Raw genomic sequence first — 14,529 nt, forward strand, 5'->3', positions numbered from 1 at the left:
CAAGCCGGTGGATCATCCACCGGCTTTTTAATTTCTAAATTTTTTTTACGTGTACGAATGTCATTGATGCTTAAACGTCAATAGGGTTATCTTCCCTTCAGGAAATCTCGATAACTTTTACAAGGCGTTTACCATGAAATCCAGTCACTATCTAGCGATTGCGGTCAGATTATTTGCCGTTGCCCTTCTTCTATATTCACTGAATCAATTCGCAATACTTTCACAGGTATTAAATATGAACGCGGAAGAAACGGCAACGCTTGCCAGAGTGATCGCTTATGCTTCTTCTCTGATCCCTTTTTTCATTGCGATGTTGCTTTGGTTTTTCCCAATGACCGTCTCAAGGAGCATATTGAAACCAGACCTGGATAAGGTTATAGAGCCCGTCTCACCGGGAAATACATTGACAGTAATACTGCTCGCAATGGGATTGTACTTTTTTTATAACGCCGCCGTTGACGCCTCGCATTGGTTAACCATCCTGTTTATGAACGCAAGATCGGCCCAATACGCACAGGACTTTTTCCACATATCCCCTGAGCATAAAGCCCAAATGGTCGCCATTGCTTTAGAGCTGATTTTATCCACCGTGCTGATACTCAAGGCAAAAACGGTTTCGCAGAAAATGTTGAAGCTCGCCCGTTAATGTTCTGGGTTTGGAGCCTCATTGTCACAATGAGGCTCCATAAATAACGTTGGCGAGGCCTTCAGAGCCAGCTTTTAACGCTAGGCAACGCAAGTGGCTTTCAGTGGTGGTTGTCAGAAGTTCCCTAGACAATCTTTGTCACGACGGTCCATCCTTTCATGGCCAATTGCTTCTGTATGCTGCTCCCGCCCAAGTGCGATAGTCCAACTGGTAACACGGTGACGCTGGCGCCTTTGACACTTGAGGCTGCACGTATCAAATGCTTGGCAATTCCCGGATTTCGTTCGTCTGACTTGGCTGCCAGTTCCTGTTCGACGACCTCCGCGGTATTCTCCCCTTCGGCGATCACCACATCTTTCAAGAGCATCGCCTTGTAATAAAATAAAGAGTGATTGATCGATCCCAGATTTTTATCGTCAGTACCGGAAATGGTGAGCTTCTCCATCTTCGTCAGTCCGGCTCCCGATCCAACGATGAAACCATTCTTGATGGGAAGTTCGATCGCCGCAATGGTCGTATGCTTGCTACCAACTTTGCCGATGGCCGTTACCACGGCTTTGGCGCCTGCAATCATCAAACTCTGGTCACTGGGTTCGAGCGGCACGACGGTTTCCGTACTATGCTGCTCACCAAGCAGGACGATGAAGCTGCTCTCCTTCTTTAGAATAACCCCGAGAGGCATGTCGGGATCAGGCAACATCAGCCCGATACCCTCGACAGTTAACCCCTTCTTATTCAAAGGCAGATAGCTTGACTTATAGGCATTTAGTATCGCATCCGCGTGATTTTTTGCCTCTAATTCTCCAGACATTAGAACTCCCTCCTTCTGTCGATTCGATAATGTCTTTCACCAAGTTGTGTTCTGAAAATAGCGCCAATGGGATCACCCATTATCTTCCTGGACGTTATTCCTCACTCGGTGAACTTGTTGCCCTGTTCATCATACTAAATAAATCTGAATTGCCCATCGCTAAATCTGACCGTTATTTTTTGTAAATGGGAAGAGGCCTTATAACCCCACTTTTGGAATCAAAGTTTTACAAGCTTCTTGTTTTATAGGCGTAATTGTAAATATATGGACTTGCCAGCGATCCTGACGATACGACGACAAAGAATGCTTATTTATTGAGAAGCAAGAAAGGTTCGGGCAGAGACAGGGAATAGAAAATAAAAAGGGGGCGCAAAGGAAACGCCCCAATGCAGCCTGAATAGCTACCAGGCCTCCCCTCCCAAGAAAGGCCTGATAGATCAGGGTTCAGGAAGACTCTGACTTATTCGGCAGACCAGTCAAACAACTGCTCAACGATTCTGGTCAGAGGCTGGCTGTACTCAGAGGCGTTTTTCGCATTACCTTTCCAGTTGGAAGGAATAGGTGCGTCTTTCGCCCAACCGCTGTCCGGCTTGGTATAGCGGATCTGGATCTGGTAGTCAGATGAAGGGTCATAGCCGTTAACACCAACAAAGTAGGTGCCTGCGCCTTCCAGTTCACACTCTTCGTTGGAACCGGTCATGTATGGACGGCATTCGTAATCCTGCAATGTAGGCTGCTGTCCTTTTCTGACATAAAGATCTGCATCGTTGTTACCCAGCAAGGTGACCTTGATGTTGTCCAGAGTCTCAAATGGTCCATAGAAATCCCAGTTGTTCTGAGCAACGGTGCCTTGGTCCAGTTCGTTCTTGGTCGTACCGGTGGTTTCGGGTGGGTTGTAGTAGGAAACCGCGTGTGCACCAGGAGCCGGGGTCCACAGGAAGTCCGGATGACGGTTGGTGTACCATTCGCCACCGGTGATTTCACCATTGGCATCCAGTTCCAGGTCGTACATGTAACGAACGGAGAATACACCGTCGTAGCTTGGACGATCGATTTCACGGTGCGCTGGACCGGTCTCAACCATGTAGGTGATCCGCATCTGCACACCAACAACGTGAGTTGCATCAGGGCCACGATAATCAGAGAACTTATCGTTGGTGTAATCGCTCATGGCGATGATGGCATCTTCTGCGGATTCGTATGATTCACCCGTCTGAGGGTTGAAGTAATTATAAACGTAGCTGATTACCGGCTGGTTCCATACTTCATAGTCATAGGTGGCATCAATCACAAAACTACGCTTGTTGACACCGATCTGGTTAACCACAGACTTGTGCCAGCTTCCTGGGTTGCTGTCAAAACAGGCCTGGTCCAGGATGCGACCGTTCTCGTCTTTTTCAGGGCGCTTGGTGTTACAACGACCACCGATGAAACGCACGCCAGGAGAGGCTTCTGCCCAAAGTAAAGTTCCCAGTGCCTTGATATCTGAAGGATAGAACTTGATGTCCCGACCTTCGGTTGAAGTCACTGTGACAGAATGCTTGGGACGTGGAAGCATATAGGCTGCCGGCGCCCAACCGTGGCAGAGCCCCATCCAGGTTTCAACGGAACCATAACGATCCCAGTAACTCTTACCGGATTCCCACATGTTCTTGGTCAGGGTGTAGTCCTGATCGCCAACCAACAGGTCGTATTTTTCTGCCGGAGACAAATATTCGATTTCGTTATTGTCGATGTATTCCTGAGGCAAATGAGTGCTGGTAGCAAAAATCCAGTGCTCGTACCAGTTAGAAGGCCATGCGTCCTGAAGTTTGGGATCAGCATAACGATGTCCCAGAGCACCTTTGTACAGTGCCCAGTAGTCATCGGACCAAGGCTGGTCAGACAGTTCTGCTTTTTGCAACGAACTGGCATCCATTTCATGGACATTGGTGAGCAACTGCTCTCCGTTATCAACCAGTTTGGCTGCATTGTCATTGCTCAACTCAACAGCCCGCATAATCATGCTGTAGCCATTTTCGTCAGAGCGATGGAGAAGTTCATTACGAAGCTGGTCTTTATCTTCAATGAACTCGCCTGTTGCAATCGAATCTTCTGAGAATGGTGAACTGACTTCCGATCCTGTAACGGATTCTTTTATCGGCATTTCGTCCATCACGGCGGCGGTGTCTTGATGGAAACGTTCAAGATATTCACGGACGTACTGTGAATCCTGTGCCGAAACCTGTGCCCAGGTTACGCTGGAGACTCCCAACGCCAGGGCAGATAAGGAAAACGTAATAGCTCTGCTTAGCCCGTTGCTTTTCATGGTTATAATTCCTTTAACCTTTATTAAAATCTGTGGTAGATCTTTCCATTGGATAGGTAAGATGTAATGCGCAGCCACTGTTATTGCGCAAATGCGTAACATCTATAAAAGGACTGGACTGACATATTAATTTTTTTTAGAAAATATGCCTGCCCTGGTAACGAATATCCTTATGTGAGGACCGTATGATTCCTTTTAACGGTGTTAAGCGGGGCGAAATCTATCAGGCATAGACCATTTGGTCAAGCATATCTATAACTTGTAACACTATATCCACTAACCACTTAAGTATTTGATATTTATATACTTTACAAAAACCACCAAGTTTTACTATAGTTTTTTCCTAGGTCTTTGTAGTAATTAAATTGAGCCAAATCAATGAGCCTGTTTTCTTTTTATACAAAAAGAAAACATAAAATCATTTACATGTTCATATTTTTAATATGAGTACATCTAAATAATATATCAGGCAGAGTAGTAGATTAATTACGAAACAGATAGTAAATATTATCATTCATCACTTTCGATAAAGTTCGATTGTATCGTTTACTTCTTATTGATCTCGACTTGAGGAGTCTGATCCACAGCACCGTGATGAAATATCTGTGGAAAATATGGTATGGAGAGATGGGAGGAGGACAAAAAAGATTGGAGAAAAGGCCGGCATCAACGAATTCCAACGTTGTATTGGACCGGCTAGCGTTTATGGATTAAGCCAATTCAGTTTGCCTATTCCACTCATCAGAGAATCCATGCTCATGGAAGTAGCGGCGAAATGATTCCATGATGTATTCATTCCATGTTTCTACGTTCTGCAATCCGCATACGGAAACGCCTTTGGCGGAGTCAATGATAGACAGGCCGACCATGTCCCAGAAAAAACGGGAAAGGTGCTCTGCCTCTTCCGAACCGGCAACAGATCCCAGGTTGATGATATCAATGGTCTTCTCGTCCTTCATCATATGGGCATAGTGGAGAACTATCTGCTTTTCTTCCTCAAATTTGTAATAGATCATGCAACACCTCGACTACTTAACGACATGCATGCTGAGAAATGCCCTGTTCAATCAGGTCCCAGGAACAGGGCTAAGGGCGAATTTTAATAAAGCTGACGACATGTGCACAACTGGCTTTATAGACGACAGTCATTTGGCCTAGCCCGCCATAAATTATCGCAAACTGCCTTGGAGAGCCTGCTTAAAATTCGATGGATATGCCTTTGTTCACGACGTTTATGGCCTTAGGATTCAATGGCAGACCCAGATTCATCTGTTTCACATCGAATAATACGATAACCGGCAAATCCTGCCCGATGTAGCGCCTGAGACCGTCAATCAACGGTCCTGCGTTTTCAACATCACCCTCACGCACCTCAAAATCCACCAGTCTCGGACGAACCAAATGAAGCTGCTGCAGTTCTTTATTGAACGCCAGTTGGCCGCTGACTTTCCCCCAACCTCTGGCCTGATTCAGGCCTTCTTCCAGCTGTACATCCACTGCCAGAGCCACTTGTTGCTGACCGGGGTGGAACTCTGGCACAGGGTTCAGGAAGGTCACTTGCCAGACCCCCATCGTCTGCTTGACCGGAAACACCGCTGACATCAAACCAGCCACCTGCTGATCGCTGATGACAATACCAAAGGCGTGAGTCACAGTGGGCCAGACGCCGACTCCAAGCACCAAAACAACTACTGCCAGCAATCTTCGCAACACCACACCAGTCTTCATTAACATCGTTATCTACCAGAGAAATCTCTATAACAGGAACAAAGTTCCCAATCCGAGAAAGGCTACAAACCCCACCACATCAGTCACGGTCGTCAAAATGACAGAGCCTGAAAGCGCCGGGTCCAGTTTCAGTTTATCCAGAATAAAGGGAATCCCGACTCCGGAAAATGCCGCCGCCAGAATATTCACCAGTATGGCAATGGCAATGACGAGACCCAACAGGACCTGTTCAAACCAGACACCCGCTACAATTCCGATAACCAATGCCCAGATTACCCCATTCAATGCCCCCACACTCAGTTCCTTTTTTAACAGAGCCTTGAGGTTGGCACTGGTTACCTGACCCAACGCCAGGCCACGAATCATCAGCGTCAGAGTCTGGCTGCCGGCGATACCACCCATACTGGCAACTACCGGCATCAACACAGCCAGCGCGACCACTTGCTGCAAGGTCATTTCAAACAACCCGATAAACCAGGACGCAAGAAAAGCCGTCAGCAGGTTGATTCCCAGCCATACAGCTCTCCCTTTGGCACTTTTTTTCACGGGAGAGAACAAATCCTCGTCTTCATCCATACCCGCGTTGGCCATCATCTGGCCTTCGTAGTATTCATTCACCAGTTCCCCGGCGGTGCCAATATCCAAGCGACCGAGCAGCTTGCCACTCTCATCCACAACCGGTAACGCTCCAAAGCCGGATTTTTGTACCCGAAGAGAAGCATCAACAGAATCCTCCTTGGCCTGAATACTGGCAAAGTCCTCCTGGGAAAGGTCTACCAGAGGAAGATGGTCAGGCGATCCGATGATCTTGTCAATTTTTACTGCTTCGGCAAACTGGCCGGTACGGTTCACCAGAAAAATGGTATCCACATAGTGTGGGATTCCGCGCCTCAGCATTCTCAAACCATCTCTCACCTTGGCATTCTGAGGTAGCACCAGCGGTTCATGGTCCACCCAGTGCCCGGCTTCATCTTCATCGTATTGCTGAGCATCTTCATAGTAACGGCGTTGTTGCTCGTCCATCGCCGCCAATGCTCTGCCCACCAGGCGATTCGGCAATGACTCGGACAGTTCCACCAAATCTTCTGCGCTGATATCAGCGAACAGACCGTCCCATTCTTCCGGCTTGGTTTCATCAAGCAGACTTTCCCGCGGATCACTCCGCATTTCCACCAGTATCGGTAGTCGCTCATTGAGAGGAATACCGCTCCAGACTTCCAGACGTTGCTCCAGCGGCAACGACTCCAGCAGCAGGGCCACCTCTTCCGGTTCCCGGGTCGCGATAATCTTATCGACCAGGCGACCTTGCTCATCGGCCTCTGCATCAACCACTTCTTCTATCAGGTTGGACAATTCATCATTCATAGACCACCAACTCTTAGCCATGTATGCATGGCAGGGATATATCAATACAATCGCGTATTATTCGATGCTTTCAGGTTTTACATGTCCGTCATATGAAACGCCAACAGACCCTATTGTCTTGACACCACACTCTGTGTCATAACTTACAACCCAGCCGTCTTGTGAAGCTTGGCTCTCACCTGAAAATAGTTTATCAGGGTAAGCGCGGATTTATTCATACGGGATTACTGTCACCATAACCCACCCAGTGACGACACCAATTCCAGTTACGACACCAAATCGAGGAATCATTTATGCCACACTCATATTACGCCGCTCACCTCACCACCTTGAGAGCCCGATATGAGGAGGCATTGGAAGCCACCGGGTACGACGCAGTCATCCTTCCCTCCGGCGGCCAGACCTATTACCACGCTGACGATCATGCCCACCCCTATCACGCTTCGGCCATGGCCCAGCAGTGGCTTCCGTTCAAGTTGATTCCCTACCTGCATATTTTAATACGTCCACAACACAAGCCTGTCTTGTTCTGGCCGGGCCAGCGGGATTTCTGGCACGTCGTTCACACGGTGCCCGAAGGCGAATGGCAAAACGGCTGGGACGTACAAACGGTTAAAGATGCCGGGACAGCACTTGCCTCTGCCAGTCAAGGTATCGGCAAAGTTGCCTGGGTCGGTCCGGATTTACCATTCACGTCCCAATTAACGGGCGTTGAGATGAATCCACAATCATTGATTCATCACCTGAATTACCAGAGAGCCTGTATAACTCACTACGAGATCGATTGCCTCGTCGAGGCTAATAAAGCGGGAATGCAGGGACATCAGGCAGCTAAAGAGGCGTTCCTGAACGGTGCGGATGAGTATGAAGTCTATCAGGCCTTTCTGCAGGGAAGTCGACAGCTTTCGATTGATGAACCTTATCCCGGCATTGTCGCTCTGAATGAAAATGCCGCCACCCTTCACTATGAACAGAAAAGCCGAACGTTACCTGGGGAATCCCGCACTTTGCTGATCGATGCCGGTGCAGACTACCTGGGCTATGCCAGTGACATTACCCGAACCTATACCCGTGAAAACGGGCTTTTCGGCAGCCTGATCACTGCAATGGACCAATTACAGCAAACGCTTGTTCAGAGCGCCACAGCGGGTGCCAGGTTCAGTGACTTGCACCAGCAGGCACTTAAAGGCATTGCCATCATTCTTCAGGAAACAGGGATTTGTACACACTCCATGGAGATCCAACTGGAAAAACGGATTCCCCAGGTATTTTTCCCTCATGGGCTGGGCCACTTGCTGGGCCTTCAGGTTCATGACGTCGGAGGTCATCAGCAAGACCCGGAAGGAACGCTCAAACCTGACCCTAATGCCCCCTTCCTGCGTCTGACACGGTCATTACAGGAAAACATGGTTATCACCATTGAGCCCGGCCTATACTTTATTCCGATGTTGCTGGAAAAGATGATCCAGGATATTCCACAACATGGTTGTGATCTGGAGTTGATTGACACGCTGAAACCTTATGGTGGCATTCGTATCGAAGACAATATTCTGGTAGGCCGGGACACCATCCGAAATCTGACACGTGAGTTCAGCTTCGACTGAGTCGATTAATACCTGGGTCTGATAATGTGAAATTAAACAGACCCAGGTCAGTCATCCCAGCGATGTACCCGATTATTCGTCCACGTCCATTCCGGTATTTCCTCCCCCTCGGAGAGTTTTTTGAGGTTTTCGTATGTAAGGCGCCCCATTTCCCTGAAATCAATCGCCACATAGGCATGCACATACTGCTTTTCCAGCAACGCCTCGTGGGCAGCTTCCGGCGTACCGATACCTACTACAACGATTTTCCCTTTGGCCTCAAGAAACAACTGTCTGGCGGGGCTCATAACATCCTGGTACAACGTTGGGTTGCTCACCGGCCAGGCACCGACGGAAATAAAAACATTAATTTCCGAACGGTAAATGGCCTCCCACATTTGCTGTAATGCACGTTCATAATTGTCCCAGTTATACCAGGGGCAACGGTCTGGCTCTGACCAGCCGTTCTGACCATCCAGTTTGCGCTTCCGGTCCCAGGCGCTGTCACCACTTAACTCTTCACGGATGCCCTGAATACGGTTATTGAGATTGGGGTCAAACACCGCCCCGCTCATCAGGCACACATTGCCGCCTTCAGGCCTGTAACGCTTCGCCTCACGTGCCAGGTTATGGCCAAACGCCTTATTATCCGGCCCTATATAGGCTTTTCGCAGGTACTGATGTTGGGGCTCCAGGTCGGAATCAAAAGTGACAACAGGTAATTTCTTTTCGTAAGCAAGCTTCAGGGAATGACTGGCCAGATATTCGGAATTCAGGACGGAAACCGCAATGCCATCCACAGGCTCTTCCAGGACCTGACTGATCACACTGTCCTGAATCCGGAAATGAGGAAACTCAGGCTCGCCGACATGCTTACAGGTATCACCATTCTTCTCGGCTTCCTCCTGGCAACCCTGCCAGGCATTGATAAAGTTAATATCGTTGAGATTCTTGCTGACGATCGCAAATAACTTGCCCTCGGCATGGACTCCTCCTGTCAGGAGCAGGCCTACAAATATCAATAACAGCCCTTTAAATTTACTTGTCCACAGTGACCTTGGCCAAAATCCTTGCATTGGATTCTCCCTTTACAGGCATGCCGGAAACATTACGCTGTCTAAAGCGTTTTGTTCTTTGATTACCCTCTTGACCTTTGTTTCGCTTACTGCATCTTTGACTAAGATATAGCCGAATAAGCCTGAATGCCCCACTTTGATTCCTGTTTGCCCTAAAAAGTATCGGGGCAATTCAAAAACTCAATACCCGTATTCACCATTTCGATTGACCAAATATGCACCACTCTCCAAACTCAAATGCCATTTCATGGTGGATGAGCGTGGCCACCGAAGGACTATACGAGCATTCACCACACCCGGATTATCGGGCCTGCCTAGGCATGTGGGGCTGTTCACATCAAATAAAAGCAAAAACGCTAGCGATAAAACAAAAATACCGCTGCGAAGGACATTAACCTAGTAAAGGGGATTTCCTATGATATTTAACCGACTTGGTAAACTTTTAACCGCCACGACACTCAGCTTTTCTCTTCTCGCTTCCCCCATTGTTCTGGCTGATACGACCATCCGGATCGGCAACCAGGGCGAGCCTTCCTCTCTGGACCCGCATTACCTGAGCGGCGACTGGGAAGATCGTATCATCAGTGATATGTTCATGGGACTGACAACCGAAGATGCCAAAGGAGATGCCATTCCAGGCATTGCCGAAAGCTGGGAGATCAATGACGACGGTACCGTATACACATTCAAACTACGCGACAGCAAATGGTCGGATGGCCAACCAGTAACTGCCTACGATTTCGAATATGCCATGCGCCGTATCATGAACCCGGAAACGGCGGCGGAATACGCTTCACTACTCTATGTCATTAAAAATGGGGAAGAGGTTAATACGGGCAAAGCTTCCCTGGACACTCTGGGTGTCAAAGCCATTGACGATAAAACCCTGCAAATCACCCTGACTGGCCCCGCACCTTACCTGTTAAGCCTTCTGACCCACTACACGACTTTCCCGATCCCCAAACACGTTGTGGAAAAATACGGCAAGGAGTGGATCAAGAAAGATCACATTGTTTCCAACGGACCTTACGAACTGGTTGAGTGGATTCCTAACACTCATGTGAAATTGACCAAGAACGAAGACTTCTGGGACGTTAAAAACCTGAAAATCGACAACGTGGTTTACTATCCACAAGAGGACGGCCCTGCACTGATCAAGCGTATGCGTGCCGGTGAAATCGATATTCTTTACAAGTTCCCTTCCGGTCAGATCGACTGGCTGAAGGCCAATATGCCGAAGGAAACCCGCATCGCCCCTTATCAAGGCCTTTACTACTACCCTATCAATACCCAGAAGCCGCAATTTCAGGACAAGCGGGTACGTGAAGCACTTTCCATGGCAATCGACCGTCGACTGATCATGGATAAAGTTCTGAAAACCGGTGAGATTGCCGCTTACAGCGTGGTGCCACCCGGCACCAGTAACTATGGCACACCGGCCTACGTCAGTTGGAAAGATATTCCAATGAAGGACCGTATTGACCTGGCGAAAAGACTCCTGCAGGAAGCAGGTTATGACGAAAACAATCCTCTGACCTTCCAGCTCAAGTACAACACTGATGATAACCACAAGCGTATCGCAATTGCTGTGGCGCAAATGTGGAAGAAGATTGGTGTGAGAGCCGAACTCTTCAACTCAGAAGTCAAAGTCCATTATGCCGATCTCAAGCAAGGTAACTTTGAAGTTGCCCGTGCAGGCTGGGTCGCGGACTACAACGACCCACAAAACTTTCTGTTTCTACTGGAAAGTCGCTCCAAGTCTCTCAACTACGGCAACTATGAAAATGCCAAGTATGATCAGTTGATGGAACAGGCTTACATCGAGTCAGACCTGACTAAGCGCGCGGCTACCATGAAAGAGGCGGAATCCATCGCCATGGAAGATCTGCCGATCATCCCTATCTACTACTACGTCTCCAAAAACATCGTCGCCAACTATGTCAAAGGCTGGCAGGATGCCGTCAACGACAAACACAGAACACGTTGGCTGAGCATCGAGAAGTAGTCTTCCCGAAAAAGTGGTTGTGCGTCTCAGGATGCGCAACCACTTTGCTTCTGTTGTTGTATTGAATCGTTGTACTGAAACGTTCTACTGAACCAATGTACTGACGTTCGTTCCAACAACAGCACAGACTTTCACATCTACCGTTTTCCAACCTGACGGATGCGACTATGTGGCATTATTTTTTTCGTCGATTGCTGACTGCAATTCCGACGCTTTTAATCGTTATTACCATTGCTTTCTTCATGATGCGGATTGCGCCCGGCGGTCCCTGGGACCAGGAGCGTGCCCTACCACCAGAAATAGAGGCCAACATCCTCAAGGCTTATGACATGGACAAGCCTCTGGTGCATCAATATTTTCTCTACCTCGGCAACGTATTGACCGGGGATTTCGGACCTTCATTCAAATTCAAGGACTTCAGTGTCAATGACCTGCTGCTCAGCGGTTTCCCTGCCAGCCTGCAGATAGGTGGCATCGCCATATTGCTGGCCTTGGTGGTAGGCACACTACTGGGCTCTGTGGCGGCTCTTCGCAAAAACAGCGCAACAGACTATTCCGTGATGACCGTGGCCATGACAGGAATAGCCATCCCCAACTTTGTCATGGCCCCGATTCTGACCCTGGTTCTGGGGGTGTATCTGTCCTGGCTGCCTGTCGCCGGCTGGGGGGATGGAGACTTCAAATACAAAATCCTGCCCATTCTGTCTCTGGCGTTACCACAGGTCGCCTACATCGCCAGACTGACTCGCGGCAGCATGATTGAAGTGCTTCATTCCAACTATATCCGCACCGCACGGGCAAAAGGGTTACGAGAGCGCCTGGTGTTACTGCGTCACGCACTGAAAGGTGCCATGTTGCCGGTTGTTTCCTACCTGGGTCCGGCCACAGCCGCTGTCATTACCGGATCGGTCGTGATTGAAACCATTTTTGATATCCCCGGCGTGGGCCGCTACTTCGTCCAGGGAGCCCTGAACCGGGATTATCCACTGGTCATGGGTACCGTCATTTTTTACGGCATGTTGATTATCACACTTAACCTGCTGGTTGATGTGATCTATGGCTTGCTGGACCCGAAAGTCAGGCTGCAGGATTAACCGTAAGAGGGATCGACACATGACAAGAACAGACAGACTGGAAGCGATGATGCCCGGCCTGGGTATCACACAGCCAGACAGAGAAATCAAAGGCCGCAGCCTGTGGCAGGATGCCTGGCGCAGACTGCTGCAGAACAAGGCTGCCGTCGTCTCCATGGTATTGCTCGGCATTATTGCGCTCATGGCCATCTTTGCACCCTGGCTGAGCCCATACCCCTATGATGAAATCTACTGGGACTATATTCAGGCACCACCCAACTTTGACAATGCCCACTGGTTTGGGACCGACAGCAACGGTCGCGACCTGTTTATCCGTGTACTTTATGGTGCCAGGGTATCGTTGATGGTGGGCTTTCTGGCCACCGGTGTCAGCCTGATTATTGGCGTCACCTATGGCGCTATTGCCGGATATTTCGGCGGCCGCATCGACAACCTGATGATGCGCTTTGTCGACATCATGTACTCACTGCCTTTTATGTTCTTCGTTATTCTTCTGATGGTGGTGTTTGGGAGAAATATCTTTCTGATATTTATCGCTCTGGGTGCCGTGGAGTGGCTGACCATGGCCAGAATTGTCCGTGGACAGACGCTTTCAGTGAAACGCAAAGAATATGTGGAGGCCGCCCATGCCGGCGGGGTCAGTAACTTTAAAATCATTGTCCGACACATCATTCCGAACGTGCTTGGGCCGGTTATTGTATACGTCACGCTGACAGTCCCTCAGGTCATTCTTACGGAGAGTTTCCTGTCCTTCTTAGGTTTGGGTGTACAGGAACCACTGACCAGTTGGGGCGTGCTGATTTCAGAGGGCGCCAAACTGATGGAAGTCGCTCCATGGTTGCTGATATATCCGGCCATATTTCTGGCCGTCACCCTGTTTTGTTTTAACTTCATCGGCGATGGGCTACGTGACGCCCTGGACCCCAAGGATCGATAAGGAGCGCTGTATGACAAAACCACTATTAGATGTCAGCCATCTGAGCACCACTTTCAAAACACCGGATGGTCTGGTCAATGCTGTCAATGATGTAAGTTTTCAGCTTTATCCTGGTGAGAGCCTCGGAATCGTGGGCGAATCAGGCTCCGGGAAAACCCAGGTTTTCATGTCACTGATGGGACTATTGGCAGACAATGGCAAAACAGAGGGCAGTGTGAAGTTCCTCGGCGAGGAAATCCTTGGTCGCTCGGCACATGATCTCAACAATCTCAGAGGGAATCAGATCTCCCTGATCTTCCAGGACCCCATGACATCACTGAATCCTTATCTCAAAGTATCCCGTCAGTTGACGGAAGTGCTGATGGAGCATAAGGGAGCCAGCCAGGGCGAAGCTCGCAAACGCAGCCTGGAAATGCTGGCAAAGGTGGGAATTCCTGAGCCCGAAAAGCGTTTTGACATGTATCCCCACGAATTTTCAGGAGGCATGCGACAACGGGTGATGATTGCCATGGCACTGCTATGCCAGCCGCAATTACTGATCGCCGATGAACCGACTACAGCTCTGGATGTCACTATTCAGGCTCAGATTCTCCGCCTGATGGGAGACCTGAAAGAGGAAATGAACACGTCCATTGTCATGATCACTCATGACCTTGGCGTGGTTGCCGGACTATGCGACCGGGTATTGGTCATGTACGGAGGACGTATCGTTGAGGCCGGTCCGGTCAGGGAGATCTTTTACACGCCCAGACATCCCTATACCAAAGGTCTGCTGGCTTCAATGCCGCGTCTGGATGAGCTGGGCGAATCCCATCTTAACTCTATTCCCGGACAACCACCCAATTTGCAGCACCTGCCCAAGGGCTGCGCGTTTCATCCGCGCTGCCCACAGGCTGAAGAGCGCTGCCAGAGCGCCCACCCACCGTTACGTCGGGTAGCGGATCAGCAACTCAGTGCATGTATTCTGGAGGCATAA

Annotated in this window: 12 protein-coding genes; 6 read left to right on the plus strand and 6 right to left on the minus strand. The window is 49.3% G+C overall.

All coding sequences use genetic code 11. The features are described 5' to 3' along the window. Positions 1-235 precede the first annotated feature (235 nt). Entirely contained in the window at positions 236-646 is a 411-nt protein-coding gene (locus F566_RS0127045) for a hypothetical protein (RefSeq protein ID WP_157497139.1), read from the plus strand. A 124-nt stretch (positions 647-770) separates the two neighbouring features. Here the strand turns inward: F566_RS0127045 and F566_RS0127050 are convergent, their stop codons facing one another. The 5 genes from F566_RS0127050 to F566_RS0127075 all read right to left on the minus strand — a co-directional run bounded on the left by F566_RS0127050 (position 771) and on the right by F566_RS0127075 (position 6,858). Then, the gene (locus F566_RS0127050) at positions 771-1,457 is read right to left on the minus strand and encodes a hypothetical protein (protein ID WP_020410180.1); all 687 of its coding nucleotides are present in this window, start codon (positions 1,455-1,457) and stop codon (positions 771-773) included. Between the two features lie 460 nt (positions 1,458-1,917). After that, entirely contained in the window at positions 1,918-3,765 is a 1,848-nt protein-coding gene (locus F566_RS34250; protein WP_020410181.1) for a pre-peptidase C-terminal domain-containing protein, read from the minus strand. Between the two features lie 710 nt (positions 3,766-4,475). Beyond that, positions 4,476-4,781: a hypothetical protein gene (locus F566_RS0127065; RefSeq protein ID WP_020410183.1), complete on the minus strand. Its 306-nt coding sequence runs from the start codon at positions 4,779-4,781 to the stop codon at positions 4,476-4,478. A gap of 181 nt (positions 4,782-4,962) precedes the next feature. Further along, positions 4,963-5,499, minus strand: a complete 537-nt coding sequence (locus F566_RS0127070) for a hypothetical protein (RefSeq protein WP_020410184.1) — start codon at positions 5,497-5,499, stop codon at positions 4,963-4,965. A gap of 21 nt (positions 5,500-5,520) precedes the next feature. Beyond that, a complete protein-coding gene (locus F566_RS0127075) occupies positions 5,521-6,858 on the minus strand; it encodes a magnesium transporter (protein WP_020410185.1) in 1,338 nt (445 codons plus the stop codon). Between the two features lie 293 nt (positions 6,859-7,151). Between F566_RS0127075 and pepQ the strand changes: the two genes are divergently transcribed. Then, on the plus strand, positions 7,152-8,462 hold the full coding sequence (pepQ, locus tag F566_RS0127080) for a Xaa-Pro dipeptidase (protein ID WP_020410186.1): 1,311 nt from the start codon (positions 7,152-7,154) through the stop codon (positions 8,460-8,462). 47 nt (positions 8,463-8,509) lie between these two features. Here pepQ and F566_RS34255 read toward each other — a convergent pair whose 3' ends face one another. After that, positions 8,510-9,517: a substrate-binding domain-containing protein gene (locus tag F566_RS34255; RefSeq protein WP_020410187.1), complete on the minus strand. Its 1,008-nt coding sequence runs from the start codon at positions 9,515-9,517 to the stop codon at positions 8,510-8,512. Between the two features lie 415 nt (positions 9,518-9,932). On the opposite strand from F566_RS34255, the gene F566_RS0127090 reads away from it, so the two are divergent. The 4 genes from F566_RS0127090 (at position 9,933) to F566_RS0127105 (ending at position 14,529) form a co-directional block, all read left to right on the plus strand. Then, positions 9,933-11,522 carry a peptide ABC transporter substrate-binding protein gene (locus F566_RS0127090; RefSeq protein WP_020410188.1) on the plus strand — a complete coding sequence of 530 codons (1,590 nt, stop codon included), beginning with the start codon at positions 9,933-9,935 and terminating at the stop codon, positions 11,520-11,522. Positions 11,523-11,689: 167 nt separating this feature from the next. Beyond that, positions 11,690-12,616, plus strand: coding sequence for an oligopeptide ABC transporter permease OppB (gene oppB / locus F566_RS0127095; RefSeq protein ID WP_020410189.1), 927 nt, complete (start codon positions 11,690-11,692; stop codon positions 12,614-12,616). A gap of 19 nt (positions 12,617-12,635) precedes the next feature. Next, positions 12,636-13,553 carry an oligopeptide ABC transporter permease OppC gene (gene oppC / locus F566_RS0127100; protein ID WP_020410190.1) on the plus strand — a complete coding sequence of 306 codons (918 nt, stop codon included), beginning with the start codon at positions 12,636-12,638 and terminating at the stop codon, positions 13,551-13,553. A gap of 10 nt (positions 13,554-13,563) precedes the next feature. Then, a complete protein-coding gene (locus F566_RS0127105; protein ID WP_020410191.1) occupies positions 13,564-14,529 on the plus strand; it encodes an ABC transporter ATP-binding protein in 966 nt (321 codons plus the stop codon).

This window comes from Hahella ganghwensis DSM 17046, assembly GCF_000376785.1.
GTDB lineage: Bacteria > Pseudomonadota > Gammaproteobacteria > Pseudomonadales > Oleiphilaceae > Hahella > Hahella ganghwensis.

What these genes read in the sequence shown, in the direction of transcription:
- F566_RS34250 (WP_020410181.1), bottom strand. Translation starts at nt 3,765, where the DNA reads ATGAAAAGCAACGGGCTAAGCAGAGCTATTACGTTTTCCTTATCTGCC.
- F566_RS0127075 (WP_020410185.1), bottom strand. Translation starts at nt 6,858, where the DNA reads ATGAATGATGAATTGTCCAACCTGATAGAAGAAGTGGTTGATGCAGAG.
- F566_RS0127070 (WP_020410184.1), bottom strand. Translation starts at nt 5,499, where the DNA reads ATGTTAATGAAGACTGGTGTGGTGTTGCGAAGATTGCTGGCAGTAGTT.
- oppB (WP_020410189.1), top strand. Translation starts at nt 11,690, where the DNA reads ATGTGGCATTATTTTTTTCGTCGATTGCTGACTGCAATTCCGACGCTT.
- pepQ (WP_020410186.1), top strand. Translation starts at nt 7,152, where the DNA reads ATGCCACACTCATATTACGCCGCTCACCTCACCACCTTGAGAGCCCGA.
- F566_RS0127105 (WP_020410191.1), top strand. Translation starts at nt 13,564, where the DNA reads ATGACAAAACCACTATTAGATGTCAGCCATCTGAGCACCACTTTCAAA.
- F566_RS34255 (WP_020410187.1), bottom strand. Translation starts at nt 9,517, where the DNA reads ATGCAAGGATTTTGGCCAAGGTCACTGTGGACAAGTAAATTTAAAGGG.
- F566_RS0127045 (WP_157497139.1), top strand. Translation starts at nt 236, where the DNA reads ATGAACGCGGAAGAAACGGCAACGCTTGCCAGAGTGATCGCTTATGCT.
- F566_RS0127065 (WP_020410183.1), bottom strand. Translation starts at nt 4,781, where the DNA reads ATGATCTATTACAAATTTGAGGAAGAAAAGCAGATAGTTCTCCACTAT.
- oppC (WP_020410190.1), top strand. Translation starts at nt 12,636, where the DNA reads ATGACAAGAACAGACAGACTGGAAGCGATGATGCCCGGCCTGGGTATC.
- F566_RS0127050 (WP_020410180.1), bottom strand. Translation starts at nt 1,457, where the DNA reads ATGTCTGGAGAATTAGAGGCAAAAAATCACGCGGATGCGATACTAAAT.
- F566_RS0127090 (WP_020410188.1), top strand. Translation starts at nt 9,933, where the DNA reads ATGATATTTAACCGACTTGGTAAACTTTTAACCGCCACGACACTCAGC.